At 72.7% G+C, this 25,717-nt stretch carries 23 protein-coding genes and 2 pseudogenes; 18 read left to right on the forward strand and 7 right to left on the reverse strand.

Annotation, left to right across the window (positions count from 1 at the left end):
• Window positions 1-136 precede the first annotated feature (136 nt).
• Window positions 137-2,194: a SpoIIE family protein phosphatase gene (locus ACIBJG_RS30600; protein WP_399312617.1), complete on the reverse strand. Its 2,058-nt coding sequence runs from the start codon at window positions 2,192-2,194 to the stop codon at window positions 137-139.
• A 212-nt stretch (window positions 2,195-2,406) separates the two neighbouring features.
• Between ACIBJG_RS30600 and ACIBJG_RS30605 the strand changes: the two genes are divergently transcribed.
• The 4 genes from ACIBJG_RS30605 to ACIBJG_RS30620 all read left to right on the forward strand — a co-directional run bounded on the left by ACIBJG_RS30605 (window position 2,407) and on the right by ACIBJG_RS30620 (window position 6,026).
• Window positions 2,407-2,661 (forward strand): WhiB family transcriptional regulator, encoded by a 255-nt coding sequence (locus ACIBJG_RS30605; protein ID WP_399312376.1) that lies wholly within the window; start codon window positions 2,407-2,409, stop codon window positions 2,659-2,661.
• Between the two features lie 75 nt (window positions 2,662-2,736).
• Window positions 2,737-3,054, forward strand: coding sequence for a YkvA family protein (locus ACIBJG_RS30610; RefSeq protein ID WP_399312378.1), 318 nt, complete (start codon window positions 2,737-2,739; stop codon window positions 3,052-3,054).
• A gap of 189 nt (window positions 3,055-3,243) precedes the next feature.
• A complete protein-coding gene (locus ACIBJG_RS30615) occupies window positions 3,244-5,412 on the forward strand; it encodes a discoidin domain-containing protein (RefSeq protein WP_399312380.1) in 2,169 nt (722 codons plus the stop codon).
• A 104-nt stretch (window positions 5,413-5,516) separates the two neighbouring features.
• The gene (locus ACIBJG_RS30620; protein WP_399312381.1) at window positions 5,517-6,026 is read left to right on the forward strand and encodes a DUF664 domain-containing protein; all 510 of its coding nucleotides are present in this window, start codon (window positions 5,517-5,519) and stop codon (window positions 6,024-6,026) included.
• 34 nt (window positions 6,027-6,060) lie between these two features.
• Here ACIBJG_RS30620 and ACIBJG_RS30625 read toward each other — a convergent pair whose 3' ends face one another.
• Window positions 6,061-6,360, reverse strand: coding sequence for an SUKH-4 family immunity protein (locus tag ACIBJG_RS30625; RefSeq protein WP_399312383.1), 300 nt, complete (start codon window positions 6,358-6,360; stop codon window positions 6,061-6,063).
• A gap of 167 nt (window positions 6,361-6,527) precedes the next feature.
• Here ACIBJG_RS30625 and ACIBJG_RS30630 point away from each other — a divergent pair, with 167 nt between their 5' ends.
• On the forward strand, window positions 6,528-7,358 hold the full coding sequence (locus ACIBJG_RS30630; protein ID WP_399312619.1) for a hypothetical protein: 831 nt from the start codon (window positions 6,528-6,530) through the stop codon (window positions 7,356-7,358).
• 104 nt (window positions 7,359-7,462) lie between these two features.
• Window positions 7,463-7,894 (forward strand): glutaredoxin domain-containing protein, encoded by a 432-nt coding sequence (locus tag ACIBJG_RS30635; RefSeq protein WP_399312385.1) that lies wholly within the window; start codon window positions 7,463-7,465, stop codon window positions 7,892-7,894.
• A gap of 15 nt (window positions 7,895-7,909) precedes the next feature.
• Here ACIBJG_RS30635 and ACIBJG_RS30640 read toward each other — a convergent pair.
• A pseudogene (locus ACIBJG_RS30640) lies at window positions 7,910-8,257 on the reverse strand (NADP oxidoreductase); the annotation flags it as partial.
• Between ACIBJG_RS30640 and ACIBJG_RS30645 the strand changes: the two are divergent.
• Window positions 8,234-8,565 (forward strand): annotated as a pseudogene (locus tag ACIBJG_RS30645) (winged helix-turn-helix transcriptional regulator); the annotation flags it as partial. The pseudogenes ACIBJG_RS30640 and ACIBJG_RS30645 overlap by 24 nt on opposite strands.
• Window positions 8,566-8,807: 242 nt before the next feature.
• Here ACIBJG_RS30645 and ACIBJG_RS30650 read toward each other — a convergent pair.
• Window positions 8,808-9,620, reverse strand: coding sequence for an AraC family transcriptional regulator (locus ACIBJG_RS30650; protein WP_399312387.1), 813 nt, complete (start codon window positions 9,618-9,620; stop codon window positions 8,808-8,810).
• 99 nt (window positions 9,621-9,719) lie between these two features.
• Between ACIBJG_RS30650 and ACIBJG_RS30655 the strand changes: the two genes are divergently transcribed.
• On the forward strand, window positions 9,720-10,151 hold the full coding sequence (locus ACIBJG_RS30655) for a DUF2000 family protein (protein ID WP_399312390.1): 432 nt from the start codon (window positions 9,720-9,722) through the stop codon (window positions 10,149-10,151).
• A gap of 63 nt (window positions 10,152-10,214) precedes the next feature.
• On the opposite strand, the gene ACIBJG_RS30660 is transcribed toward ACIBJG_RS30655, so the two are convergent.
• The 3 genes from ACIBJG_RS30660 to ACIBJG_RS30670 all read right to left on the reverse strand — a co-directional run bounded on the left by ACIBJG_RS30660 (window position 10,215) and on the right by ACIBJG_RS30670 (window position 13,901).
• Window positions 10,215-11,264 carry a polyprenyl synthetase family protein gene (locus ACIBJG_RS30660; RefSeq protein WP_399312392.1) on the reverse strand — a complete coding sequence of 350 codons (1,050 nt, stop codon included), beginning with the start codon at window positions 11,262-11,264 and terminating at the stop codon, window positions 10,215-10,217.
• Entirely contained in the window at window positions 11,261-12,343 is a 1,083-nt protein-coding gene (locus ACIBJG_RS30665; protein ID WP_399312393.1) for a tetratricopeptide repeat protein, read from the reverse strand. The genes ACIBJG_RS30660 and ACIBJG_RS30665 overlap by 4 nt, the downstream gene beginning before the upstream one ends.
• 265 nt (window positions 12,344-12,608) lie before the next feature.
• Entirely contained in the window at window positions 12,609-13,901 is a 1,293-nt protein-coding gene (locus ACIBJG_RS30670) for a phosphoribosyltransferase family protein (RefSeq protein ID WP_399312395.1), read from the reverse strand.
• A gap of 264 nt (window positions 13,902-14,165) precedes the next feature.
• On the opposite strand from ACIBJG_RS30670, the gene ACIBJG_RS30675 reads away from it, so the two are divergent.
• Genes ACIBJG_RS30675 through ACIBJG_RS30720 form a run of 10 tightly spaced genes read left to right on the forward strand, consistent with a single transcriptional unit; the run spans window position 14,166 to window position 25,702 of the window.
• A complete protein-coding gene (locus ACIBJG_RS30675; protein WP_399312397.1) occupies window positions 14,166-15,422 on the forward strand; it encodes an ATP-grasp domain-containing protein in 1,257 nt (418 codons plus the stop codon).
• Window positions 15,419-16,258, forward strand: a complete 840-nt coding sequence (locus ACIBJG_RS30680; protein WP_399312398.1) for a Rossmann-like domain-containing protein — start codon at window positions 15,419-15,421, stop codon at window positions 16,256-16,258. Before ACIBJG_RS30675 ends, ACIBJG_RS30680 begins: the two co-directional genes overlap by 4 nt.
• Window positions 16,255-17,451: a PLP-dependent cysteine synthase family protein gene (locus tag ACIBJG_RS30685; protein ID WP_399312400.1), complete on the forward strand. Its 1,197-nt coding sequence runs from the start codon at window positions 16,255-16,257 to the stop codon at window positions 17,449-17,451. Before ACIBJG_RS30680 ends, ACIBJG_RS30685 begins: the two co-directional genes overlap by 4 nt.
• Window positions 17,448-18,602, forward strand: coding sequence for an enolase C-terminal domain-like protein (locus tag ACIBJG_RS30690; RefSeq protein ID WP_399312402.1), 1,155 nt, complete (start codon window positions 17,448-17,450; stop codon window positions 18,600-18,602). The genes ACIBJG_RS30685 and ACIBJG_RS30690 overlap by 4 nt, the downstream gene beginning before the upstream one ends.
• The gene (locus ACIBJG_RS30695) at window positions 18,599-19,858 is read left to right on the forward strand and encodes an MFS transporter (RefSeq protein WP_399312403.1); all 1,260 of its coding nucleotides are present in this window, start codon (window positions 18,599-18,601) and stop codon (window positions 19,856-19,858) included. The genes ACIBJG_RS30690 and ACIBJG_RS30695 overlap by 4 nt, the downstream gene beginning before the upstream one ends.
• 10 nt (window positions 19,859-19,868) lie before the next feature.
• On the forward strand, window positions 19,869-20,657 hold the full coding sequence (locus tag ACIBJG_RS30700) for a class I SAM-dependent methyltransferase (protein ID WP_399312405.1): 789 nt from the start codon (window positions 19,869-19,871) through the stop codon (window positions 20,655-20,657).
• 47 nt (window positions 20,658-20,704) lie between these two features.
• On the forward strand, window positions 20,705-22,327 hold the full coding sequence (locus tag ACIBJG_RS30705) for an ABC transporter substrate-binding protein (protein WP_399312407.1): 1,623 nt from the start codon (window positions 20,705-20,707) through the stop codon (window positions 22,325-22,327).
• A gap of 8 nt (window positions 22,328-22,335) precedes the next feature.
• Entirely contained in the window at window positions 22,336-23,277 is a 942-nt protein-coding gene (locus ACIBJG_RS30710) for an ABC transporter permease (RefSeq protein WP_399312621.1), read from the forward strand.
• On the forward strand, window positions 23,277-24,146 hold the full coding sequence (locus ACIBJG_RS30715; RefSeq protein WP_399312408.1) for an ABC transporter permease subunit: 870 nt from the start codon (window positions 23,277-23,279) through the stop codon (window positions 24,144-24,146). Before ACIBJG_RS30710 ends, ACIBJG_RS30715 begins: the two co-directional genes overlap by 1 nt.
• A complete protein-coding gene (locus ACIBJG_RS30720; RefSeq protein WP_399312410.1) occupies window positions 24,143-25,702 on the forward strand; it encodes an ABC transporter ATP-binding protein in 1,560 nt (519 codons plus the stop codon). The genes ACIBJG_RS30715 and ACIBJG_RS30720 overlap by 4 nt, the downstream gene beginning before the upstream one ends.
• The last annotated feature ends 15 nt before the right edge of the window (window positions 25,703-25,717 follow it).

A 25,717-nucleotide genomic window follows, 5' to 3' on the forward strand; every position in this document is an offset into this window, starting at 1 on the left:
GGGCTACCTCGCCGCGGGGCGGCGCGGGGGGTGGGCGGCCTCGCACGGCGGGGGGCGGCACCGCGGCTGTGCAGCCTGACCCACCGGCACCGTCCCCCCGGGGCGGGGCCACGGACCCCGTGCCACCGCCCCGGCGTCATTCGCGCACCCGGGCCACCAGCAGGGCCACGTCGTCAAGGCCCTGGGGGGCTCGCAGCTCGCGCAGCAGCCGGTCGCAGAACTCCTCCAACGAAGGATCCGGTTCCTGCGACAGCCCGAGCAGGGCGTCCAGCCGGTTGTCGATGTCGTCGTCCCGCGTCTCCACCAGACCGTCCGTGTACAGCACGAGTCGGTCGCCGGGGCCGAAGGGAACGGTGACGTCGCTGAACGGCACACCGCCCACACCGAGGGGCGCCCCGGGCGGCAGGTCGAGCAGTCTTGGCGCGCCGCCCCGCGGAATCAGTACCGGCGGGAGGTGACCGGCGGTACTCACCCGGCACTCGCCGGTGGCCGGGTCGTACACGGCGTACACGCAGGTGGCGAAAGCCGGGTCCAGATCGGCGGTGATCTCGTCGAGGTGCCCCAGTACCTCGGCGGGCTGGAGGCCGAGCCTGGACAGGGTCTGGGTGGCGGTACGAAGCCGCCCCATCGTGGTGGCCGCGTTGATGCCGCTGCCCATCACATCGCCCACCACCAGAGCGGTCCGCCCCTCCCGCAGCCCGATCACGTCGAACCAGTCCCCGCCGACCTCGTACCGCGATGCGGCCGGCTGGTAGCGGGAGGCCACCTCCAGACCCACCGGATCGTGGTGGTCGCGCGGCAGCATGCTGCGCTGGAGGGTGAGCGCGGTCTCCCGCTGCTGCCGGTACAGCCGCGCGTTGTCGATACTGATCGCCGCACGGGCGGCCAGCTCGCACGCCATCAGCTCGTCGTCCTCGGTGAACGGCAGCGGATTGTCCGTCCGTATGAGGTCGATCGCGCCCAGCACCTCACCCCGCGCGATCAACGGCACCGCCAGGTAGGAGTGCGCACCCGCCTTCGCGAGCAACGCGGCCGAACGGCTGTCCCGGGCTATGTGCGCGAGTATCCCCGCGTCCAGGTACGGCTCCCGGACCGGCTGAGCAGTCCGCACACAGCGGGTGATCAGCCGGTCGGCGCCGTACTGCGCGGCATGGCCCGGCGGATCCGCGGCCTCCACCACGGGGTTCGGCCGTGCCGCGACGACAGCCAGGGCCTGGATGAGGAGTGGCCCCTCCGCCAGGCCGGGGCGCCCCTTCAGGACACTGTCCAGCACATCGACGGCGGCGACGTCGGCGAGCTCCGGCACGGTGACCTCGGCCAGCTCCCGGGCCGTCTGCTCCAGATCCAGCGTGGTGCCGATTCGTACCGAGGCATCGGCGACCAGCGACAGGCGGTGCCGGGCGCGCTCCGCCTCGGCCGCAGCCCGGTAGCGGTCGGTCACATCGATCAGCGACACGGCGATCCCGAGCACCCGGCCCCCGGAGTCGTCCAGCCGGTACAGCGACACCCTCCAGGCACGGTCCGTGTCCGGATCGGCCGGCGTACGCCCCACCACCTCGTGCGACACCTGCGGCACGCCACTCCTGAGGACCTCCTGCATCGCCGCCTCCAGGGTGGCGGAGTCCAGGAACGGCAGGGCCTCTCCCACCCTGCGGCCCAGGTGGCCGGCGGCGCTCAGCCCGTCCATCCGCTCCAGCGCGGGATTGGCGGCCAGATAGCGCAGATCGTGGTCCAGGACCGCCAGACCGATCGGCGACTGGTCGACCAGGCGCACGGACAGCGCGAGGTCGCGTTCGACCGCGCGGAGCGTCGCCCCGTCCGTGGCCAGCCCCAGCGCGTAGAAGGCACCGCGGTCGTCCTGGAGCCGCATGTTGCGGAACTCCAGCAGCCGGGAGGTGCCGTCCTTGTGCCGTACGGGAAAGACACCCGCCCACGCTTCGCCGCTGCTCATCACCTCGGTGAACAGCCTCAGCACCAGCTCGTAGTGTTCCTCGTCCACCAGGATCCGGGCGGCGAACCGGCCCAGCGCCTCTTCGGGGGAGTAGCCGAGCAGCCGCTCCGCCTGCGGGCTCCACAGCACGATGCGTCCCTCGGTGTCCAGCACCATCGCCGCCACCCCGAGGACATCGAGCAGGCCCCCCTCGGGTGACCGGTGCACGCCCTCCTGGCGCGCACCGCCCCAGCCGGTCCGCATGTCATCAGTGCCGCCCACAGACGATCCTTCCCATGCAGTCACCGCGCCCGGACGCAGGTCCGCTGTCTCCCATGGTCGCCCCGGAGCCACCACCCCCGCAGCTTCGGCGGCCGCAGGGCGTGTGCCGCAGGGGGTTTCGCACGCGCGACAGCGGTCACCCGCAGCGTACGGAGCCGAACGGACGAAAACGACCCTCAGGAGAGTGAGACCGCATGGAGAACTGGCGCACGCACGCGGCCTGCCGCGACGAGGACCCCGACCTGTTCTTCCCCATCGGGAGCACCGGCCCCGCACTGGTGCAGACCGAGGACGCCAAGGCGGTGTGCCATGGCTGTCCCGTGCGGGAGGAATGCCTGCGGTGGGCGTTGGAGAACGGCCAGGACGCCGGTGTGTGGGGTGGCCTCGGCGAGGCCGAGCGACGCGCACTGAAGCGCCGCTCGCGCAGGCAGGCGAAGGATTCCCGCTAGCGGCGAGGGCATCGTCACAGCCGTGACCGGCACCCTCACCTGGTGACTGACCGGCCGGCGGGTACACCATGAGGCATGGACACCACGGCTTGGATCGTCATCGGCGCGGCTCTCGTGCTGCTCACCGTGGGCGTCGCCGGCGTCCTCCTGCTGCGGGTACTGCGCGCCAGGAAGCTGCTGGCCGACGCCGGAATCCCGCTGCGTGACAAGGCACTGGTCTGGGCCGCGGTGATCTACACGGTGTCGCCCGTCGACCTGCTTCCGGACCCCGTCTACCTCGACGACATCGGCTTCCTGCTGCTGGCCCTGCGCTCCCTGCACACCGCCGCGCGGGCGGTCGGAGCCGGCAGGCGCGCGGAACGGCCGGTGGAGGCCGCGAGCCTCGTGCCGTAGGGCGGTCCAGGGCGCGGGTGGTACCGCCGGTGGGGGAGCAGCGTCCGGATTCCGGGCGTCCGTCACGTCCAGGGACCTGGATCCGTCACGCTCGTTGACAGCTGAGCGCGTACACGCCACTCTCCTGGGAGAGCGCTCTCCCATCCGGTTCCGGGACACCGGTCCCGCACTCTTCCGCCAGGAGAGAATGTGCACAGACCCCGTGCAGCCCTGCCCACGAGATCGCGTCCGGCCACGCTGCTGATCACTCTTCTAGCCCTTCTCGCGTCGTCGCTCGTGATGCTGACCGCACCCCCCGTCCGAGCCGCCGAGTCCCTGCTCTCACAGGGCAGGGCCGCGACGGACTCCTCCCACGAGGGGCCCGGCCTCGCGGCCTCCGCCGCCGTGGACGGAGACCTGACCGGCACGCGCTGGGCCAGCGAATGGCGCGATCCTCAGTGGATCCAGGTGGACCTGGGTGCCACCGCCGACCTCGGCAGGGTCGTACTGACCTGGGAGTCCGCCTACGGCAAGGCGTACGAGATCCAGGCCTCCGACAACGGATCGGACTGGCGGACCCTCAAGACCGTGACCGACGGGGACGGAGGTACGGACGACCTCGCCGTCTCCGGATCCGGCCGGTACGTCCGGATGTACGGCACCGTCCGCGCCGGGGGATACGGCTACTCCCTCTGGGAGTTCCAGGTGTACGGCACCACCGGCCCGCCGCCGGCGGGCGCGGGCGCCGTCCGCGTCTCCGGTTCGCAGGGGAACTGGCAGCTGACCGTCGACGGCAAGCCGTACCAGGTCAAGGGCCTGACCTGGGGGCCCTCCGTGGCCGACGCGGGCCGCTACCTCCCCGACCTGAGGTCGATGGGCGTCAACACCATCCGCACCTGGGGCACCGACGGTTCCTCCAAGCCGCTGCTGGACGCGGCCGCGGCCAACGGAATCCGGGTCGTCAGCGGCTTCTGGCTGCAGCCGGGCGGCGGCCCGGGCAGCGGAGGATGCGTCGACTACCTCACCGACGCGGCGTACAAAGCCGGCTCGCTCGCCGAGTTCGCCAAGTGGGTCGACACGTACAGGAACCACCCTGGCGTGCTCATGTGGAACGTCGGCAACGAATCGGTCCTCGGACTGCAGAACTGCTACAGCGGCGACGCGCTGGAGCAGCAGCGCAACGCCTACACGACCTTCGTCAACGACGTGGCCAAGAAGATCCACACGATCGACCCGAACCACCCGGTCACCTCGACCGACGCCTGGACCGGCGCCTGGCCCTACTACAAGCGCAACGCCCCGGACCTGGACCTGTACTCGGTCAACTCCTACGGCGACATCTGCGGGGTACGCGGCGCCTGGGAGTCCGGCGGCTACACCAAGCCCTACCTCATCACCGAGGGCGGCCCGGCCGGTGAATGGGAGGTTCCCGACGACGCCAACGGCGTCCCTGACGAGCCCACCGACGTCCAGAAGGCCGAGGGCTACACCAAGGCCTGGAACTGCGTCACCACCCACCAGGGCGTCGCCCTGGGCGCGACGCTCTTCCACTACGGAACGGAGCACGACTTCGGCGGCGTCTGGTTCAACGTGGTGCCCGACGGCAAGAAGCGGCTCTCGTACTACGCGCTGAAGAAGGCGTACGCCGGTTCGACGGCCGGGGACAACACCCCGCCCGTCATCACCGGAATGACGGTCCGCAACGCCAACGGGGCTGCGGCGGGTGCCGAGTTCACCGTCGGCGCCGACATCCGGGACCCGGACAACGACCCGTTGACGTACCGGATCTTCCTGAGCGGGAACTACGCCACCGGCGACAAGGCCCTGATCGAGGCCGCCTGGCGGGCCACGGGCAACGGCACCTTCGCGGTGAAGGCGCCGGAGCGGCTCGGGGTGTGGAAGGTCTACATCCAGGCCGAGGACGGACACGGCAACGCCGGCATCGAGACCAGGTCCGTGAAGGTCGTGGTGCCCCCGGTCACCGGCACCGACCTGGCCCTCGGACAGCCCGCCACGGCCACATCCGCGCAGACCGGCAGCAGTGGCTGCCCCTGCACCGCCGCGATGGCGACCGACGGCAGGATGGACACCCGCTGGGCGAGCGACTGGAGCGACCCGCAGTCGATCCAGGTCGACCTGGGCGAACGGAAGTCCTTCCGCCACCTCCAACTGGTGTGGGACCCGGCCTATGCCAAGGCGTACGAGGTACTGGTCTCGGACGACGGCGGCAACTGGCGGTCCGTGTACTCCACCACCACGGGCAACGGCGACGCCGACGACCTCGACCTCGCGCAGACCGCCCGCTACGTGAAGCTCAACCTCACGCAGCGGGGCACGGGTTGGGGCTACTCGCTCTGGGAGTTCGGCATCTACGGCTGACGGAGGGGTGGTGCCGGTGAGGTCAGGGGCGGCCCCTCACCGGCACCACCCGCGCGGGCGTGTCGATGGCGGTGCGCGGGCGGGGGAGCGGCCAAGGTGAGGGCATGAACGTCGCAGACATGCTGACCGATGGATACACCCGCATCAGGGAGACGGTGCACGCGGCCGTCGAGGGTCTCGAACCCGACGACCTCAACGCCCGCCTGGACGAGGGGGCGAACTCGATCGCCTGGCTGGTCTGGCACCTGACCCGCGTCCAGGACGACCACATCGCGGACGCGGCGGGCACCGAACAGATCTGGTTCACCGAGGACTGGGCCACACGTTTCGACCTGCCCGTCGCCAAGGCCGCCACCGGCTACGGACACAGCAGCAAGCAGGTCGGCGCGGTCCAGGTCGCCTCGGCGGAACTGCTGCTCGGGTACTACGACGCCGTGCACGCAAGGTCGGCCGAATTCGTCCGGGATCTCGACGCCGAGGCGCTCGACCGCATCGTCGACGAGGCATGGTCGCCGCCGGTCACCCTGGGCGTGCGCCTGGTCAGCGTCCTGTCGGACGACCTCCAGCACGCCGGGCAGGCGGCTTTCGTCCGGGGATGCCTGGAACGCCGGTAGGGAGCGCATCGGCTTGCGGCCACGGGCCGGCGGATCACCCGTGGAGCGAGCGGGCTCCTGGGCTGTCGCCCTGGAAGCACATGCCCGCGGCGATCCCCTCGCCGGCCACCGACCAAACGGTCCCTCGTCCTGGAAGGGGAGCGGGTCGACGCCGGCCGGAGTCCTCGTCGGGCTCACGCAGCAGGAGCGTCCCGGTGGGCACGCCGACGGTCCGCAGGAGGCGGGCGCCCCTCGGTGCCCCGGCGGAGCGCGGGAAGGCGGCGGCGGGCAGGGCCGCGAGCCGGTCCGCGCCGAGGACGTCGGCGAGTTCGTTGCGGCTGACGTCGAAGAGCACTGCCGGAACTCCGAACTCGGCGGCGGCTCGGGAGCCGTGGGACGCTGACTCGTCCGTCCGCGGGACGAGCGGTGAGCGTGCGGTCTGTTGCCGCACTTTCCCACGCGGCGCAGCGCGCTCCGTACCCGGTGGTGCCGGTACGCGGCGTCCCGTACGGTCGGTGAGTGATGATCGAAGCGGGCGAGCCGCGCAGGCTCGGCGTTCCGGAGGCCGAGGCGCGGTTGCGCTTCGAGGCGGAACAGCGGGAGTCCGGCGGCGGGCCGGGGCGCAGACTGCTCGTGGTGGACGGGCAACCCGCCTTCGAGCTCAGCTTCTGGTGCGGAACGTGCCCGTTCCTGTTCCGCCGGTTGGAGACCGCCCAGCAGAAGTTGTCGCTGGAGGGCGTGCAGGAGCGGCTCGAAGGGGCGCTGGCCGCTCCGGACGACGACGGCGTGATCGACGCGTTCGGTGCGTTGCTGCCGGAGGGGGAGTACCTTCCGGTGCTGCTCCGGGTGGAGCCCCGTCCGGTCGTCCCCGGCCGGGCAGGCGACTACTTCAGCGGGGAACAGGTGGCCACGTGGGGTGTCGACCAGTTCTGGGGCCTCCCCGTGTACCCGCACACCCCGTACTACCGGACCTTCGAGACCGCGGTCGGCGCGTCCGCTCACCTCTATGAGTTCGTCGTGCCCATGGTGCCCCCGACGTGGAACGAGAGGGAGCGTGTCGAGGAGTACGTCGAACTCATGGGCAGGGGAGAGGTCCCGACCGCTGTGGCGGTCTCCACGCTGGACGTGTGTGAGCCCGCCGTCGGTGCCCCGGACGACCGCTACCAGCACTGGGGCCTGACGCACTTCCTCCTCGACGGGCACCACAAACTGGAGGCCGCAGCCGCGACCGGCCGCCCGGTACAGCTCCTCGCGCTCCTGGCCCTGGGGGAAGGCCTGGCCACACCTGAGGACTGGGCCCGGCTTCCCGGCCTGCGCACGCGACCCCGCTCAGTCCGGGCGACCGGAGCCTGAACCCCCCGGCGCCGGACGCGGCGCACGACACCGCACGTGGGGGAAGCGTCGAACCGAGCAGTCTGTTCGACGACTACGCCGAATCGTCGATACCCTCCGTCGTCATGATGCGTGCGTGGATTCTGCCGATGCTGTTCGTGCTCTGCGGCTCGTTCGTCGCAGTCGGGGTTCTCCTCTCGGGTAGCCCTGGGGAGGCAGCGGCGCTCCTGGTGCTGTTCGTCCTGCTCGCAGGCGTGAACTCGCCCCTGATCTTCCCGAGGTCCATCGGTGCGCTGGAGGCGCAACGCCGCAGCGCGATCGATGGCCGGCCTGTCGTGTTCTGGCGGCCGGGCTGCACGTACTGTCTGCGACTGCGCTTCCGGTTGGGCCGCGGCGCCGGCCGGTTGCACTGGGTCGACATCTGGCGTGACCCGGAGGGGGCGGCAGTCGTCCGGGCCGCCAACGAGGGCAACGAGACCGTGCCGACCGTCGTCGTCGCGGGCCGGCCCCACGTCAACCCGGATCCCGCATGGGTGCGCGAACAGATCTCCTCGTAAGAGGGCTGGACCCCACTACCGCAAAGCCCCCGTACCGCCTTCCGGCTGCTGGTTGCCCGGTCCGGCCGCGTAAGCCTGCGGAGGGGCGATCGCCTGGGCATCGGCCCCCTCACCGACCCAGAGCGCGATGAACAACGCGGCGGTCGCCTCCAGGAGGCCCGCCCGTGCGAGGCCGCCCCCGGACACGGGTTCACAGCCCGCGTCCTGCACCAACTCGCGTACACGCGCGAGGGCCGCCTCGTCGTCTCCGCAGACGGGCACGGCCAGTGGCCTCCCGTCGAAGACGGGCGGCCGCATACGCCACACGTTCTCGTGACAGAGATTGAACGCCTTGATCACGTGGGCTCCCGGCGCTGCCGCGCCCGCCTCGCCTTCGACCTGTTCTCCAACACGTGGAACGCCGTGGTGCTCTGGGCGTTGCGCGACGGCCCCATGCGCCCGGTCGAACTACGCGAGCGCATCGGGGCATCAGTTCCAAGGTCCTCACCGAGACCCTCCGCCGACAGCAGTTCAACGGTCTGGTCGACCGGCAGGCACACCCCGACGCCACACGGGTCGAGTACCGGCTCACTGCCTTGGGCCGGACGTTGCCGGCTCCCATCGACGCCGTCGGCGCATGGGGCTTCGAGCACGGCGATGAGGTCATGACAGCCCAGGAAGCAGCATGCACGTCCGACCCGCAGCCCTCTCCTCTCGTCCTGCTCCCTGGACCGGTCGATCCGGGGGCCTCTGGCCGCTGCGTGGCCTGGCGGTCCGTTCGAACCGATGACGGGCGGAGGGCGGGCATCGAAGGACGGCCCACCGGGTTCCGGCTTCCTGAAGGGGCCTGGTGGGACGGGGACGGGTCACCTTCGAGGCCGTCGCCGGCAGGCCGCGTACCCGGGTTGATGGCGGCAGCGCCGGAGCCGGGCCATCACACCCGGGCGGCCGCGCCGCGGGTGCGGGCGTAGTGTCCCGGACCAGTGCCCACGACCCGCTTGAAGTGGCGCGTCAGATGGGACTGGTCGTAGAACCCCACGGCGCTCGCCACGTCCGACGCGGGGAGGCCCTGGAGGAGCAGCCCGCGCGCGAGATCGACGCGGCGGCCCGTCACGTACTGGTGCGGCGCCATGCCGAACTCGCGGCTGAAGGCCCGCACCAGGTGCGCGTGATGGGCGTGCAGCCGCAGGGCCGCCTCCTGGAGCGTGATCCCTTCCACGAACCGTTCGTCGAGCAAGTCCCGCAGCCGGTGGGCGATCCTGCGGTCGTGGACGTGCCGTACGGGCTCCGGGCGGCTGCGCAGATGCAGGTCGAGACGTTCGGAGACCAGGGCGAGACGGCTTGCCGCCTCCAGTTCGTCGCCCGGTCCGGCGAGCGTCGTGTGCAGGCGGTCGATCCCCCGGCGCAGAGCCGGATCGTGGAGGACGGGCCGGTCCACGGCCATACCGATGAGGTCCTCGTCGACCTGGGCGACGTCGAGGTACAGAACTCGCTTGCGGAACCCGGCTGCTGTGGCGGCGCCGCCGTTGTGCGGGACGTGCGGGGGCAGCAGGGTCACCACGTCGGTGAGCACCCCGTGCTCGTGATGGTCCAGGTCGTAGCGGACCATGCCCTCGTCCACGATGAGCAGCGTCCAGGCGTCGTGCGTGTGCATCGGGTAGGTGTGGTCGGTGAAGTGGGCGTGGAATACCTCGTCGATTCCCGCCACCGACGGACGCCACGCGGTGATGTCCGGACGTGCAGCCATGAACCGATCGTACGCCCGGCCCACCGGCCGCGGATCCGGTGGCGGCCGTGCAAAGTTCGTACAAGACGGGGCGGCGCACGGCCCGGCAGGCTCGGTCCCATGACAGAAGAACTCGCCCCCGTCCGCTTCGACACCAAGATCGCCGTGCTGCTCCGGGAGGACCTGGAGACCTGGCAGCGGCTCAACGTGACGGCCTTCCTGGTCAGCGGGCTCGGCACGGCCGTGCCCGAGGTGATCGGCGAGCCGTATGTCGATGCCGATGACACCCCCTATCTGCCGATGTTCCGTCAGCCGGTGATGGTCTTCGAAGGACCGAAGGAACTGCTGACGACGGCACACACCCGGGCTGTCAGCCGGGGGGTGGCCCTGTCGGTGTTCACCTCCGACCTCTTCGCGACGGGCAACGACCGGGACAACCGGGCCGCTGTCCGCGCGGTGCGGCGGGACGGTATGGACCTGGTCGGGCTGGCCGTTCACGGACCCCGCAACGCCGTGGACAAGATCCTCAAGGGCGCGTCGATGCACCCCTGAGCACGGTAGCCGGATGTGCGGCCGGCGGGCGGACCTCTGTCCGTCCGCCGGCCGCCCGGGACGTCATACGGTGCGTTCGGCGAAATACGGCAGCAGGGCGAGGAGGTCCGCCAGCGGGTCCGGCGCCAGCGTCACGCTCTCCAGACAGGCGCGGGCACTCTCCAGATGCCGGTCCGCCTCGGCCAGAGCCGCCTCCCGGCCGCCGGCCTCCTCGATCAGCCCGGCCGCCCGGCGGGCGCCCTCGTCGTCCAGCGCCTCGCCGGTACGCAGCAGCGCACCCAGTCGCAGAGCGGCGGGGCGACCGGTGGCGAGGGCGGTGAGGACGGGGTACGTCTTCTTCCGGCGGCGCAGATCGCTGTGGACCGGCTTGCCCGTGACCTCCGGGTCCCCCCAGATCCCGAGCACGTCGTCCACGGCCTGGAAGGCCACACCGAGGTGGCGCCCCGCCGCCGTGAGGGCATCGGTCTCCGAGCGCCCGGCGCCGCCGAGAACGGCGCCCAGACCCGTCGCGCAGCCCAGCAGCGCGCCCGTCTTCTGCTCGGCCATCCGCTGGTACTCGTACGGTTCCACGGCATCGGGTCCGGTCCAGGGCCGCGACTCGAAGAGCAGGTCGTCGGCCTGACCGCGGACCAGGTCGTTGAGCGTCCCGGCCAGCAGCCGGACCGCCGGGACGCAGGTGCCGCCCGGGGCCCCGGCGAGCGTCTGTACGGCCAGGGCGAAGAGCGCGTCCCCGGCGAGGACCGCGGGCCCTGTCCCGTAGGCCTTCCACGCGGTGGCCCGCTGCCTGCGGGTCTCGTCGCCGTCCATGATGTCGTCGTGGAGCAGCGAGAACGTGTGGATCAGCTCGACGGCGACCGCGCCGAGGACCGCGCTCTCCGCCTGCGCGCCGACGGCCTCCGCACCGAGTACGGCCAGCGCCTGCCGGACCCCTTTACCCTGCGCACCGGGGGCGGCGCGGCCGTCCGCCCCGTTCCAGCCGAGGGAGAACGCGGTGATCTCGGCATGCCACGGATGCAGCTGCCCGACCGCCCGGCCGAGCGCCGGACGGACGAGGTCGCGGCAGCGGGCGAGTATCCGTGGCGCGTCGGTCCGCTGGGCCACGGGGGGCGTCATCGTCGGCCGCCCGCCGGGGCCGCCGCACCGTCGGCCGGGGTCACGTCATCGGCCGGTGCCACATCCAGCTCCGCGTACGCCTTGTCCACCATGTCGCGGGCGTTGATCAGCCCGATCCGGTCCAGCGTGCCGCGCAGCTCGTCCAGCTCCGCGGCGGTCCCGGCACGGTCGCGGCCGAGCCGGGCCAGCGACTTCACGAGCCCGAGCCGGGCCAGCGCCTCGCCCCGGGGCTCGGTCATCGCGCGGAACTCGCCCAGCGCCTCCTCGTAGACCGACCGGGCCTCCTCGTACCGCCCGGCACGGTAGAGCACATTGGCGCGCATCTTGTGGTTGTAGGCGAGAGCGCTCGACAACTTCATCGCACGGCAGGTGAGTTCCGCCTCGGCGAGCAGGCCGAGTGCGCGTTCCGGGTCGTTGTCCCGTACGGAGATGATGTCGGCCATCCCCCGCAGCGCCCAGGCCCGCCCGCGCCGGTCGTCGGCGTCCCCGGCCAGCTGGGCCGCCTCCTCGAACATCTCCAGAGCGGTGTCGAACGATCCGGTGTTGCGGTGGATCTGGGCGATGCCCTCCAGGGCCCAGACGGTGTGGCGGGCCTCACCGCGCGCACGTGCCTCCGCGAGGAGCTGCTCATGCAGCGCGGCGACGGTCCGGTAGTCGCCCTGGATGCGCCCGGTCTCCGCGAGGCCGGCGAGTGAGTAGCCGCGCGCGACCACGTCCCCGCCCGCCTTCCCCAGGTCCGCGGCCAGCCGCAGGAGGCGGAAGGCGAGCCGCAGCCGGCCGCACTGGCGGGCGAGTGTCCCGCCGCTCCACAGCGCCCAGGCCATGGCTCCCGTGTCACCGGCCGACCGCGCGGCCCGGTAGCTGGCCTTCCAGGCCCGGTCGGCGTCCTGTACGTGCCCCAGCCTGCGGTGGGCCTCGGCCACCGCGAGTCCGGTGCGGGCGACTTCCTGGGGGGAGCCGGCCAGCTCGGCCTCCTTCAGATGGCGTTCTCCCTCGGCCAGTACGTCCGTGAGGGATGCGTTCACGGACAGCTTGGTGAGGGCGCCCTGGTACTCGGGCGCCATTGCTTTGCTGTGCATGGGAGCCTTTCGCGCGCGAAGGGGGCGGCCCGATGGCGTCATCTAAACACACTGTGTATACATCATGCGTATAGAGGCGTGGCGGTCGGACCCCTGCGCTCGTGGGGGGTTGGTTCGAGGTCGGTCGTGTGCGGTGTGCCGCCTTCTTGTGGATCAAGACGGCGAATGTGCGCGCAGGGTTGCTCGGCGATCAGGGAAACCATGTGAGACGCGGGGGTGAACGTCGGCCCCCGGGGCGAGGGGCAGCCGACGGGTGGGCCCCGCCTCAGGCGGATCGCGCGGCCAGATGTCCGGTGAACCACTCCCGCGCCAGTCCGGCGACTTCGTCGAGCGCGCCAGGCTCCTCGAAGAGATGCGTGGCACCGGCGACGACATCGAGCCGGCTCTCGCAGTGCAGTTGGGCCTGCGCCTGCCGGTTCAGCTCCAGGACACGGGTGTCGTCGCCGCCCACGATGAGAAGCGTCGGGGCCCGTACGTCGCCGAGGCAGTCACGCGCGAGATCGGGCCGTCCGCCCCGGGAGACGACGGCGCCGATGCCCGCACCGCGCTCCGTGCCGACGGTCGCGGCTGCCCGCAGTGCCGCCGCGGCCCCGGTGCTCGCCCCGAACACGCCGACCGGGACCGGGGTGCGGCGCTGCACCCAGGCGGTGGCGTCCACCAGCCGCCCTGCCAGGGTCACGATGTCGAAGACGTTGGCCCGGTCGGCCTCCTCGTCGGGGGTGAGCAGGTCGAACAGCAGGGTGCCGAGCCCCGCCCGGTTCAGGGCCTCGGCCACCGCGCGGTTTCGGGGGCTGTGCCTGCTGCTGCCGGAGCCATGGGCGAACACGACGAGCGCACCGGCGTCCCCGGGCTCGGTGAGCGCGCCGGGCAGCACCACGCCACCCGCTTCCACCGCCACCTCGACGGTGGGCCGGGTCGAGGCAGGCGCCGCGGCCCGGGCCAGCAACGAGACGACCTCCTCGTCCGGGGTCTGACCGAAGTCCCGGTACCACTCGCCCACGGCGGAGAAGCCGTGCGGTGTCGACAGGCAGACCAGCTCGTCGACCTGCCCGCCCAGCCGTTCGGCAGCCTCCGGCGGAGCCACCGGGACGGCCAGCACCACGCGCGCCGCGCCCTGGGCCCGGGCCACCTCGCACGCTGCCAGCGCGGTCGCGCCGGTCGCGATCCCGTCGTCGACGACGATCACGGTGCGCCCCGCCAGCGGGATGCGGGGCCGCTTGCCCCGGAACGCCCGCGCCCGCCGCAACAGCTCCGCCTCCTCGGCGTGCTCGACCGCGGCGACATCCGCCTCCGACACCCGGCCGCGGCGGACGATGTCCTCGCTGATGACCCGTACACCGCCCTCGCCGATGGCGCCGAAGCCCAGCTCCGGGTGGTGCGGGACGCCGAGCTTGCGCACCACGATCACATCGAGTGCGGCGCCGAGTTCCCGGGCGACGCGGTAGGCCACGGGCACTCCGCCGCGGGGCAGCCCCAGCACGACGGGGTCGCTTGCCGCCAGCGGGCGGAGGGCCTCGGCCAGCCGTTGTCCCGCGTCGGCGCGGTCGGCGAAGAGCACGAGGGTTCACCCCCGGATCGGGGAAGCGGGCGGTCGCTCGGACGGCACCTACTTCGAATCAACACCGTGCCCCGCCGGCCCGCAACCGCCGGAGGCCGCGCTGCCGCCATGAAGCGAGCCGGGGTGGCGCCCCGGGGAGAGTCCCCGCCCGCTAGATGACAATGAAAACGATTGTCGATAACGTGTGCCGAGTCAGGCGCGAGGCTCCCCGACGGGTGCTGACGCCTGCCCGAGTCCTGAACTGCATGACGAAGAGGGGTAGTCGTGGCGCATCTGCTGATGGTCGAGAGCTGGGTCGGATCGATGAGCAGGCTTCTGCCACGGGCGATCCGGGAGGGCGGGCACGAGTTCACCCTCCTCACCCGCGATCTGCACCACTACCTGCGCGCCGCGCCCGAGGGTGTCGCGCACCCGCTGCTCTCGGCCCGCCACGTGCTCACGGCGGACACCAACGACGCCGAGCTGCTGCTGCCGTTCGCCGAAGCGGCCCACGAGGCCCTGGGGTTCGACGGCGTGATCACGTCCTGCGACTACTACCTCCCCATGGCCGCCCGCATCGCCGCCCGGCTGAACCTGCCCGGGCCCGCTCCCGCTGCGGTGGAGAACGCCTGCCGGAAGGACGCCACGCGGCGGGTGCTCGCCGAAGCGGGGGTGCCGGGGCCGCGGTTCGCCGTCTGCGGTGACCATGCGGAAGCCGTGCGAGCCGCCCGGGAGCTGGGTCTGCCGCTGGTCCTCAAGCCCGTGGACCTGTGTGCCGGGATGTTCGTGCGGCGCGTCGACGACGAGGCGGGACTGGCCGAGGCCCACCGCGCGCTCACCGGCTTCCCCGTCAACGCGCGCGGCCAGCGTCGCGCACCCGTGGTGCTGCTGGAGGAGTTCCTCCCCGGACCCGAAGTCAGCGTGGAGACCGTCACGTTCGCCGGCCGGACCGAAGTCGTCGGGGTGACGGACAAGACCACCGGGGGAGAACCGGCCTTCGTGGAGACCGGCCACATGTTTCCCGCGGCGCTCGGCGACAAGGACGCCCGCGTGGCCAGGGAGACCGCGGTGCGGGCCGTCGACGCGCTCGGCCTGGACTCCGTGGTGGCGCACACCGAGATCAAGCTGACTCCGGACGGCCCGCGCGTGGTGGAGGTCAACCCCCGCCCGGCCGGCAACCGCATCACCGAACTGGTCCGCCATGTGACCGGCATCGACCTCGCGGCGGCATGCGTGGACCTGGCGCTCGGGCAAACACCGGACCTGCGCCCACGCGCCACCGGCCTGCACAGCGCGGCCATCGCCTTCCTGGTGCCCGGAACCGCGGGAGTCCTGGAAGGGGTCGACGGCGCCGACGGGGTGGGCGAGGCGTCCGACGTCCTCGAGCTCAGCGTCGCGGCACCCGGCACCCGGGTCGGCGCCGCGAGCAGCAACAACGACTACCTGGGCCATGTGATGGCCGGCGACGCCGACGGGCCGGGCGCCCGGGACCGCGTCGAGGCACTCCTTGCCCGGCTGCGCCCCCAGGTGGTGAACCGATGACCACGACAGCCCGCACCGCCCCCGCCCCCACCGCGGCCTCGTACGAGGATCTCGTCACCGGAGTTCTGGCCGGCCGCTTCGGTCCCGACCCGCGAACCCGCCACATCGCCATGGCCTTCACCACCCGGCAGTCCGTACGGCACCCGGGGCGCGGGAGCGGATACCGCAACGAAGTACTGAGCATGCGCCTCGGCGCGGCCGTCGGTTCCTGCGCCGTCGAGCCCGGGGAACTGCCCGCCGGAGTCGTCGACGACTGCGTCGGCGCGGATGTCGCCGCGCTGCTCGTCCACCGGCTGCGCCCGGTGCGGGTCGCCGCGCTCGACACGTATCTGATGGATGTGCTGCCCCACGGCCCGGGCACCGGCGCGCGGCCGTGCCCGCTGCCGGCCGGCGGTTCACTGGAGAAGTCCCGCGCACGGGCACGCGCCGTCGTCGGTCTGCTCGACACCCCGCCGGGCAGCACCGTGCTCGTCGTCGGCGTGGTCAACTCGCTGCTGGAGGCGCTGCGTGAGCGCGGCCTCGCCTACGTGCCGTGCGATCTCAAGGGCGGTACGACGGAATGGGGCGAGCCGGTACGGACCGAAGCGCCGGCCGAACAGGAGCGCTGCGACGCGGTCCTGGCCTCCGGCATGACACTCGGCAACGGAAGTTTCGAACCGCTGCGGGAGCACGCCCAGCGGCACGGTAAGCCGCTGGTCGTGTTCGCCCAGACCGGCAGCGCGGTGCTGCCCCGGCTCATCGGCGCCGGAGTGACCGCCGTGTCCGCGGAGCCGTACCCGTTCTTCTGGCTCGACGGCGGCGCAGGGACCGTGCACCACTACGGAGGCGCCCTGTGACCACGGCACTCCTGCGCCCCGCGGGCAACCGGGAACTCCTCGGACTCGTCGGCCGCACCCCGCTCGCCCGCATCACCGCCGATCTGCCCTGTCCGCACCCCGGCTTCTGGGCCAAACTCGAAGGCTTCGCCGTGGGGGGCATGAAGGCGCGAGCCGCCGTGTCCATGCTGCTGGGAGCCGAGCAGCGCGGCGAACTACGCCCCGGCGCACCGGTGGTGGAGTCGACCTCCGGCACCCTCGGCATCGGGCTCGCCTTCGCGGGCCAGGCGCTCGGCCATCCGGTGGTGCTGGTCGGCGACACCGAACTCGAACCGTCGATGCGCAGTCTCCTGCACGCCCATGGTGCCGGGCTGGAACTCGTCGACCGACCGGCCCCCGAAGGCGGCTGGCAGGCCGCCCGGCTGGCCAGGCTGCGGGAACTCCTCGCCGAACTGCCGGGCGCGTACTGGCCCGACCAGTACAACAACCCGGACAACACCGCCGGTTACGCCTCACTCGCCGCCGAGATCGCCGATCGTCTCGATCACGTGGACGTCCTGGTGTGCAGTGTCGGAACGGGCGGACACAGTGCGGGAGTCGTCGGTCCGCTGCGCAGACGCTGGCCCGGACTGCGCTTGATCGGCGTCGACGCCACCGGCTCGACGATCTTCGGACAGCCCGCACGGCCCCGCCTGATGCGTGGACTGGGCAGCAGCATCCATCCACGCAACGTGGCCCACGACCAGTTCGACGAGGTCCACTGGGTCGGACCGGCGGAGGCCGCGGACAGTTGCCGGCGGCTGGCCCGGGACAACTTCGTCAGTGGCGGCTGGAGCACCGGTGCCGTCGCACTCGTCGCGGCCTGGGCGGCCCGCGTCCACCCGGGCGCCGTCGTCGCGACGGTCTTCCCCGACGGACCGCACCGCTATCTCGGCAGCATCTTCGACGACGGGTTCAACGCCCTGCACGGGCTGGGCCCGGAGGCCGCGGCCGCCCGCCCGGTGGAGATCCGCCACCCGCAGGCCGTGGAGGCGACCGGCTGGACCCGCTGCCGCGCGGTCGCCGGGCGGTGGGAGGAGCGACGGCCCGCACGCCTGCCGGTGTCCCGTGTGCCCGGGGGCGCGACGGCCCCTCTCGTGCCCGGGCGAAACACCCCGCCGCACTCCCGCCCGTACACCGTCCGACTGCCGTACGAACCCGGGGAGGCCCGATGAAGGCGAGCCTGCGCACCGTGCGGCTGCGGCTGGCCGAGCCGCTGCGGATCTTCCGTTCCACGACGACGGCCCGTGACGCCGTCCGTCTGTCCATCGAGCACCAGGGGCTGCACGGCCACGGCGAGACCGTCACCAGCGTGTACTACGGTCTGGACACCGCGACCGTCGCCCACTGGCTGGACCGGTGCGGCCACGCACTCGCGCGGTTCCCCGATCCGGAGACGGCCCTGGAATCTCTGTCCACCCCGGCCGGGCAGGCCCCCGGGGACGCCGGAGGTGCCGGCGGACCGGTCGTACCCGGAACGCCGCCGGCCGTCACGGCCGCCGTCGAGTCGGCGCTGCTCGATCTCGTCGGCAAGCGCGCCGGCCTGCCGGTGCACCGCCTCCTCGGCACGGCCACCACACCCGTCGCCGCCACCGCCCGGACCATCGGAATCACCACACCCGCCAACGCCGCGACCCTCGCCGCCCGCCTGGCGGCCGACGGGTTCACCGTCATCAAGCTCAAGGCCGGCTCATCCGACCCGGAGGACGACGTGGCACGCGTACGCGCCGTGCGCGCCGCCGCCCCGCACGTGCGGCTGCTCCTCGACCCCAACGGCGGCTGGAGCGGCTCAGCGGCGCCCGCGCTGCTCGGGCGCTTCGCCGAACTCGGCGTCGAGGCCGTGGAACAGCCCGTCGCCCCGGGCGCCCCCGAGGCGCTGGCCCGGCTCGCCGCCCGCTCACCCCTGCCCGTGATCGCTGACGAGGACGCGGTCGGCATCGAGGACGCCCGGCGGCTCGCCGGCCGGGTCCACGGCATCAACGTCAAACTCGCCAAGTGCGGAGGCGTGAGCGCCGTGCTGCGCATCGCCGGACTGATCGCCGGCAGCGGCACCGGCCTCATGCTCGGCTGTCTGACCGCCAGTTCGCTCGGCATCGCCCCGGCCGTGCACCTCGCCGACCGCGCCCGGTGGACCGACCTGGACGGACACCTGCTGCTCGACCACGACCCGTGGACGGGGATCGGCGGCACCGACGGCATCGTGCGGGCGAGCAGCCACCCGGGACTGGGCGTGCGCCCGCGTACCCCGTTCGACGGGCCCCGGTCGCACCCCGTGGCGGACGCCACCGCACGGGAGCCTGTCCACGAAGGAGGGACGAACCGGTGAAGACCTGGCGCGAGATAGGTACCTTCCCCCCGGCCGTGCGCCTCCTGCTGGTCAACCAGTTCGGCGTCAACACCGGCTTCTACCTGCTCATCCCCTACCTCGCCGTGCACCTGAGCGACGACCTCGGGATGTCCGCCGCCGTCGTCGGCACCGTACTCGGTGTGCGCAACCTCAGCCAGCAGGGGCTGTTCGTCATAGGAGGGTCGGCCGCGGACCGGCTGGGAGCCCGTGGGGTGATCATCGCCGGATGCGCGCTGCGGACAGCCGGCTTCGCTCTCTTCGCGCTCGGTGACGGGATCGGGGTCCTGCTCGCCGCGTCCCTGCTCAGCGGGCTGGCCGGCGCCCTGTTCAACCCCGCCGTCCGCGCCCACCTCGCCCAGGAGGCGGGGGAGCGCAAGGCGGAGGCGTTCGCGCTCTTCAACGTCTTCGCGACGACGGGGGCCCTCATCGGCCCCCTCCTCGGCAGCGCCCTGCTCCTGGTCGACTTCCGGGCGGCCGCCCTCACGGCAGCCGGGATCTTCGCCGTGCTGACCGTGGCCCAGGCCCTGGTGCTGCCGCCCGGCCGGGTCGCGCCCCCGACGAACGGTGTACTCGCCGACTGGCGTGAAGTGGTCCGCAACCGCCCCTTCATGGCCTTCGCGTACGCGATGGCCGGGATGGTGGCGCTCGAGAGCCAGCTCTATCTGCTGCTTCCCGACGGCGCACGCCGGGCCACCGGCTGGGACGGTGCGGCAGGCATGGTGTTCCTCGTGGGCACGCTCGCCGGACTCGCGTTCCAACTGCGCATCACCCGTGTTCTGAAACGGCGGGGCAGCCGGGCGAAGTGGATCGCTGCGGGCCTCGCGCTGATGGCCGCGGCCTTCGTACCGCCCATGCTGGTGACATCCGGGGCCCCGCCGGACGCGGACGCGAGCCAGGCGGTGCTGCGTGCGATCCCTGTTCTGGCGGGCGCTCTGCTGCTCCAGACCGGGCTGATGGCCGCTCAGCCGTTCATGATGGAACTGATCCCCGACTTCGGCCGGGCCGGTCTCACCGGCACGTACTTCGGAATCTTCTACGTCGTGTCCGGCATCGCCGCCGCACTCGGGAACGCCGCCGTCGGATGGGCGATGGACACCGGTCAGCGCATCGGAGCCGGCTGGCTTCCCTGGGCCTGCTGCCTGGTGCTCGGACTCGTCTCGGCCGCGGGCATCGTCCGGCTGCACCGTCGCGGAACGCTGCCCGGCCGGCCGGTCTCCGTACCCGCCCATGCCTGAGGAGAGCCCCGTGGACGACACCAATCTGCTCACCGACAACCCTGCGCTGTACGAGGCCCGCTTCCCGGACCCCGAGCGGCTCGCCGGACATTGGACCGAGGAGACACTGACGCGGTACGGGGCCGGCCCCCGTGTCCTGGACATCGGCTGCGGCACCGGCCGCGACGCCGCGTACCTCCAGTCGGCGGGGCGCACCGTGACCGGCGCCGACCTCTCCGACGCGATGCTCCGGTACGCCGCCCGGGAGCACCCGGGCCCTGAGTATCTCCGCGCCGACCTACGCGAGTTCGACCTGGGCGCACGGAGATTCGAGGCCGTCGTGTGCCTGGACAGCGCGCTGCTGTACTGCCGGACCGACGCCGAGACCGACAGCTTCCTCACCTCCTGCCGGCGCTGTCTGGCGCCCGGAGGGCTTCTCGTCGCGGAGATGCGCAACGGCGCGTACTTCCTCGGCCGCGCCGCGCTCCCCGTAACCCCGTCCGTCCACACCTTCACCCACCGCGGCATCGTCCACCGCTCCGTCACCCGGCTGCGCGTGGACCCGGCTGCCCGGCTGCTCCACCGCAGCCGCACCTGGACCACCGACGACGGAATGCCGCCGGTCGAACAGCGCTCGGCCTGGCGCCTGTTCCTGCCCGCGGAACTACGCCGGGCGCTCATCGCGCACGGATTCGACGTCGTCGCGCTCCACGACGGCCCCGGGCCCCGTACCGAACCCCCCTGGCGCGAGGGCGACCTGCCCGCCGGAACGGCCGACGCCGACCGGCTCCACCTGATCGCCCGCCTCACGGACGGCTGACCAGCCCCGCCCCCCCCGCACGCTCCCACCGGATCAAGGACACCTCCATGCACAGCGACGACATGCACAGCGACGACATGCGCACCTCCACAGCGACGTCCTTCCCCGGCCTCCACCGCCGTGGCTTCCTCGCCGCCTCCGGGGCGGCCGGTCTCGGCGCCTTCGCCCTGGCCGGCTGCGCCGGCACCTCCGGAACAGCCCCCGACGACGCCGAGGGGGACGGCAGGCCGAAGCGGGGCGGCAGGCTGCGGGCCGCCTTCGCCGGGGGCGGGGCGAGCGAGACCCTCGACCCGCATCTGAGCAACCTCTTCGCCGACGCCGCCCGGGCCAAGGCCCTCTACGACAAGCTCGCCGACTACGGCGGCGACCTCTCCGCCCGGCCCCGCCTCGCCTCCTCCTGGGAACCCAACAGAGGCCTCGACCGGTGGAAGGTCTCCCTGCGGGCAGCGGTCTTCCACGACGGGCGGCCCGTGACCGCGAAGGACGTGCTGCACAGCTACCGGCGCATCGCCGACCCCGCGCGGGCCTTCCGCGCCAGGGCCTCCCTCGAACCGATCGACCTGGCGGCCAGCCGCGCCCCGGACGAGCGGACCGTCGAGTTCGTCCTCAAGCGGCCGACGGCCGAATTCCCCAACGTCATGGCGGCGTTCGGCGCCTACATCGTCCCCGCGTCCGCCAGGGACGGCGACTTCGACCACAGTCCCGTCGGCAGCGGACCGTTCCGTCTGGTGTCCTTCGCCCCGGGCCGGTCCACCGTCCTGCGGCGCAACGACGACTACTGGGACGGCGCCCCGCACCTGGACGAGCTGGAGTTCGTCGTCGCCAACGAGGAGTCCGCACGCGTCAACGCCCTGCTCGGCGGCCAGGTCGAATACGCCCACGAGCTGAACCCGGCGACCGCCCGCGCCCACGAGGACGGCGGCCGGATCCGGATCGTACGGCTGCGCAACAGCGCGATGCAGTCCTTCGCCATGAAGACCGACAGGCCCCCCTTCGACGACCGGCGCGTCCGCCAGGCCCTGATGCGCGTCGCCGACCGCGAGGAACTCGTCCAGGGGGCCCTCTCCGGCGCCGGGGAGATCGGCAACGACCTGTTCGGCAAGGGATACGAGTACTACGCCGACGGCCTGCCCCAGCGCGAACACGACCTCGGCCGGGCCCGCAGCCTGCTGAAACAGGCCGGCGCCGAGGACCTGCGGATCACACTCGACACCTCACCCGTCGCCGCCGGATTCACCGAGGCCGCCGCCGTCCTGCGTGACCAGGCCGCCGAAGCCGGCATCAGGGTCGAGGTGAGGACCGGCAGCAAGGACACCTACTGGAAGGACATCCTCGACGCCGGCACCCTGTGCTGCTACCGCTCCGGCGCCATGCCCATCGAGTCCCACCTCTCCCAGCGCCTGCTGACGGAATCGACCACCAACGCGACTAAGTGGCGCCACCAGGACTTCGACGCCCTCTACCAACAGGCCCAGTCCACCCGCGACCCGCAGCAGCGCGCTGGCGTCTACGCCCGCATGCAACGCCGCCTGCACACCGAGGGCCCCTTCCTGATCTGGGGCTTCGCCGACTGGATACTCGGCACCGCCCGCCGTGTCCGGGGCATCGAGCAGCAGGCACCCGCCAACACCCTCGACTGGGCCCGCTTCGACAAGGTGTGGCTGGCGTGAGCGGACCCATGCCCTGGGCGGCTCGGCGGCTGCTCCTGGCAGGTGCGCAGACCGCGGCCGTGGTGCTCCTCGTCTTCGCCCTCACCGAGGCACTGCCCGGCGACGCCGCCGTGGTCCACGCAGGCGACCAGCCGGACCCGGAACGGATCGAAGCGGTGCGGGCCGCGCTGCACCTTGACCGGCCGCCCCTCGAACGCCTGCTGGACTGGTCGGCCGGGCTGCTCCGCGGCGACCTCGGGGTCTCGCTGACCTCGGGGCGGCCCGTCAGCACCTACCTCGCGGACGGCTTCGGGCCGACCCTCCTCCTCGCCGTTCCGACGGTCCTGCTGCTGGTACCCGCCGCGGTCGGGCTGGGGGTGCTCGCGGCCCGGCACGAAGGCCGTCCCGTCGACCGGATCGTCAGCGCGGTGACGCTGGGCCTCTACGCCGTACCGGAGTTCGCCCTCGGCGTGCTGCTGGTCACGGTTTTCGCGCTCCGGCTCGGCTGGCTGCCGCCGACCGCCGTCGGATACGGCACCGATCTGCTCGCCCATCCGGCCGCCCTCGTGCTTCCCGTCCTGGTCCTGCTGGCGCGCCCGGTGTGCTCGCTCGCCCGGCTGATCAGGGCCGGCATGACCGACGCACTGGCCTCGCCGTACGTCGCCCAGGCGCTCCGCTGCGGCGTGCCGGGCGCGCGGGTCCGCTACGCCCATGCCCTGCCCAACGCGATCGCCCCGGCCGCTCAGCAACTGGCCCGCACGGTGGACTGGCTGCTGTGCGGGGTGGTCGTCGTGGAGGCGCTGTTCGTGATTCCCGGCCTCGGCACGGTCCTGATGAACGCCGTCGCGGAACGGGATGTCCCGGTGGTGAAGGGCCTCGCGGTGGTCTTCGGCGTTGCCACCGTAGTGCTCAATCTCGGGGCGGACATGGCCACCCGCCGCCTCGCGCCGCGCACGGGGGTGGCGGCGTGATGGCTCTCGCGCTCGCCCGTTCCCGGCGCGGGCTGAAGGCACTCGTCGTCGGGGAGCGGCGTTCGCACGTCCGGACGAGCCGCTTCCTTCCCGGCCTGCTCATCGTCTCCGTTCCCCTCGTACTCGCCCTCGCGGGGCCCCTGTTCGCCGGGGACGCCGGGCCGCGCGGCACCTCGCTCAGCACCGGTGACGGGTACTGGCTCGGCACGGACTTCATCGGCCGGGACGTCCGCAGACAGGTGCTGCTGGGTGGCCGGTCGGTGGTCGTGGTCGCGCTCGCCTCGACGGCCCTCGCCTACGCGGTGGCGCTGCCGGTCGGGTTCGTCTGCGCCCTCACCCGCCGCAGGTGGGTGGAGGAACTGCTGATGCGCCCGCTGGACGTGCTGCTCTCCGTGCCGTCGCTCCTCCTGATCCTGCTGGCGGCCTCCGCCGTCGCACCGGGACCGGCCGGGCTCGCCCTCCTGGTGGCACTCGTCAACCTTCCGGACGCGGCCAGGGTCGTGCGCGCCGCCGGGGCGGAAGCCGCCTCGCGACCGGCGGTGGAAGCGCTGCGCATGCAGGGCGAGAGCTGGGCACGGATGGCGTTCGGCTACGTCGGCAGGTCGGTCGCCCGGACCCTCGCCGCCGACGCGGGCGTCCGTCTGACGGGGGCGCTGTACCTCGTAGCCACATCGGCCTTCCTCGGCGTCGGCGTCGCACCGGACGCCGCCGACTGGGCGGTAATGGTGGACCGCAACCGCACCGGCCTGTTCGTCCAGCCGTGGGCGGTGGTGGTCCCGGCCCTGTTGATCGTCGCTCTCACCATGGGCGGAAACCTGCTCGTGGACGCGGCACTCGCCCGCCCCGACACCAAGGAGAACCTGGTATGAACACGGCCGCACAGCCCCGGACGGGGGCGGAGCCCGTAGCCGTGATCGAGGGGCTCAGGGTGGAGATCGGCGGACGGGCGATCGTCGACGGCGTCAGCCTGCGCGTGCTGCCGGGGCGGATCGTCGCGCTGGTGGGTGCGTCGGGCAGCGGCAAGACCACCACGGGGCGGGCCCTGTTGGGGGAGTACCCGCCCGGCGCGCGCGTGACGGGGGACGTGCGGATCACGGACGGCCTGATCGGTTACGTGCCGCAGCACCCTGCCACCGCACTCAACCCCGCCCGCCGGACAGGCGCCCTGCTCGGCGAAATCGCCCGCGGCCGGGTACGCCACCTGCCGGCGCCCCGGCGCAGGGCGGCGGCGCGGGAGCAGGTTCTCGACGCCCTCGCCCGTGCCGAGCTGCCGTCGGACGGCGCGCTGCTGCACCGCTACCCCCACCAGCTCTCCGGCGGCCAGCAGCAGCGCGTGGTGCTGGCCCAGGCGCTGCTGCTGGGCGCCCGCGCGGTGGTCGCGGACGAGCCCACCACCGGGCAGGACCCCCTGACGAAACGGTGCATCGTGGAGCGGCTGGCGGCGGTGGCCCGCCGCGGCGTCGCCGTGGTCCTGCTCAGCCACGACCCGGACGTCGTCCGCGCCCTCGCCGACGAGGTGGTCGTCCTGCGCGACGGAAAGGTCATCGAGGCGGGGCCCGCGGAGCAGGTCCTGCGCGCGCCGGACCGCGCGTGGACCCGTGAACTCCTCGCCGCGCCACGGGACATGCGCGCGGACCCGGCGCGCGCGGACACACGGGCCGCCACCGTCCTGGAGGTCCGTTCCCTCACCGCGCGCCACGGCCGGACCCCGGTGCTCCACCACGCGGCCCTCACCCTGCGCGCCGGTGAGAGCCTCGCCGTCGTCGGCCGCTCCGGAAGCGGCAAGACGACACTGGCCCGCTGTCTGAGCGGCCTCCACAGCGACCACGACGGCGAGGTGCTCCTGGACGGGATGCCACTGCCACGCAGTCTGCGCGACCGCGACCGCGAGGAACTGGCCGCGGTCCAGTACGTCTTCCAGGACGCGCAGGCGGCCTTCGACGCCCACCGCCCCGTACTCGATCAGATCGCACGGACGGCCGTACGGCTGCGCGGCGCCGGCCGGGCCGCGGCGAGAGCCGAGGCACTGGCCGTACTGAGCCTGCTGGACCTCCCGGCCCAGCGTGCGCTGCGCGTACCCGCGCGGCTGTCCGGCGGTGAGCTCCAGCGCGCCGCCCTGGCCCGCGCCCTGCTCGCCCGGCCACGGGTCCTGGTCTGTGACGAGATCACGTCGGGCCTCGACACGGTCGCCCGGCGCTCTCTGCTCGGTCTGCTCGCGGAACTGCTCCGGTCCGGCGCGGTCCCGGCCCTGGTCCTGATCACCCACGACCTGGGCACCGCGGCCCTCGCCGACCGCGTCGCCGTGCTGGAGCAGGGCGAGATCGTCGAGACCGGTGCGGCGGCCCGCGTGCTGACCGCGCCGCGGCATCCCTTCACCGTCGAACTGACCACCGCGGCACGCTCGATGAAGGTCACCGGTCGCTGACGCACCGAGCTGTCG

Origin of the sequence: Streptomyces sp. NPDC050422 (assembly GCF_044458665.1) — a bacterium.
In the GTDB taxonomy this organism is placed as follows: Bacteria; Actinomycetota; Actinomycetes; order Streptomycetales; family Streptomycetaceae; genus Streptomyces.

Bases quoted from the DNA above. Each gene is read 5' to 3' on its own strand.
- ACIBJG_RS30600 (WP_399312617.1), bottom strand. From the start codon at position 2,194: ATGCGGACCGGCTGGGGCGGTGCGCGCCAGGAGGGCGTGCACCGGTCA.
- ACIBJG_RS30605 (WP_399312376.1), top strand. From the start codon at position 2,407: ATGGAGAACTGGCGCACGCACGCGGCCTGCCGCGACGAGGACCCCGAC.
- ACIBJG_RS30610 (WP_399312378.1), top strand. From the start codon at position 2,737: ATGGACACCACGGCTTGGATCGTCATCGGCGCGGCTCTCGTGCTGCTC.
- ACIBJG_RS30620 (WP_399312381.1), top strand. From the start codon at position 5,517: ATGAACGTCGCAGACATGCTGACCGATGGATACACCCGCATCAGGGAG.
- ACIBJG_RS30630 (WP_399312619.1), top strand. From the start codon at position 6,528: ATGATCGAAGCGGGCGAGCCGCGCAGGCTCGGCGTTCCGGAGGCCGAG.
- ACIBJG_RS30635 (WP_399312385.1), top strand. From the start codon at position 7,463: ATGATGCGTGCGTGGATTCTGCCGATGCTGTTCGTGCTCTGCGGCTCG.
- ACIBJG_RS30650 (WP_399312387.1), bottom strand. From the start codon at position 9,620: ATGGCTGCACGTCCGGACATCACCGCGTGGCGTCCGTCGGTGGCGGGA.
- ACIBJG_RS30655 (WP_399312390.1), top strand. From the start codon at position 9,720: ATGACAGAAGAACTCGCCCCCGTCCGCTTCGACACCAAGATCGCCGTG.
- ACIBJG_RS30660 (WP_399312392.1), bottom strand. From the start codon at position 11,264: ATGACGCCCCCCGTGGCCCAGCGGACCGACGCGCCACGGATACTCGCC.
- ACIBJG_RS30665 (WP_399312393.1), bottom strand. From the start codon at position 12,343: ATGCACAGCAAAGCAATGGCGCCCGAGTACCAGGGCGCCCTCACCAAG.
- ACIBJG_RS30680 (WP_399312398.1), top strand. From the start codon at position 15,419: ATGACCACGACAGCCCGCACCGCCCCCGCCCCCACCGCGGCCTCGTAC.
- ACIBJG_RS30690 (WP_399312402.1), top strand. From the start codon at position 17,448: ATGAAGGCGAGCCTGCGCACCGTGCGGCTGCGGCTGGCCGAGCCGCTG.
- ACIBJG_RS30705 (WP_399312407.1), top strand. From the start codon at position 20,705: ATGCACAGCGACGACATGCACAGCGACGACATGCGCACCTCCACAGCG.
- ACIBJG_RS30710 (WP_399312621.1), top strand. From the start codon at position 22,336: ATGCCCTGGGCGGCTCGGCGGCTGCTCCTGGCAGGTGCGCAGACCGCG.
- ACIBJG_RS30715 (WP_399312408.1), top strand. From the start codon at position 23,277: ATGGCTCTCGCGCTCGCCCGTTCCCGGCGCGGGCTGAAGGCACTCGTC.
- ACIBJG_RS30720 (WP_399312410.1), top strand. From the start codon at position 24,143: ATGAACACGGCCGCACAGCCCCGGACGGGGGCGGAGCCCGTAGCCGTG.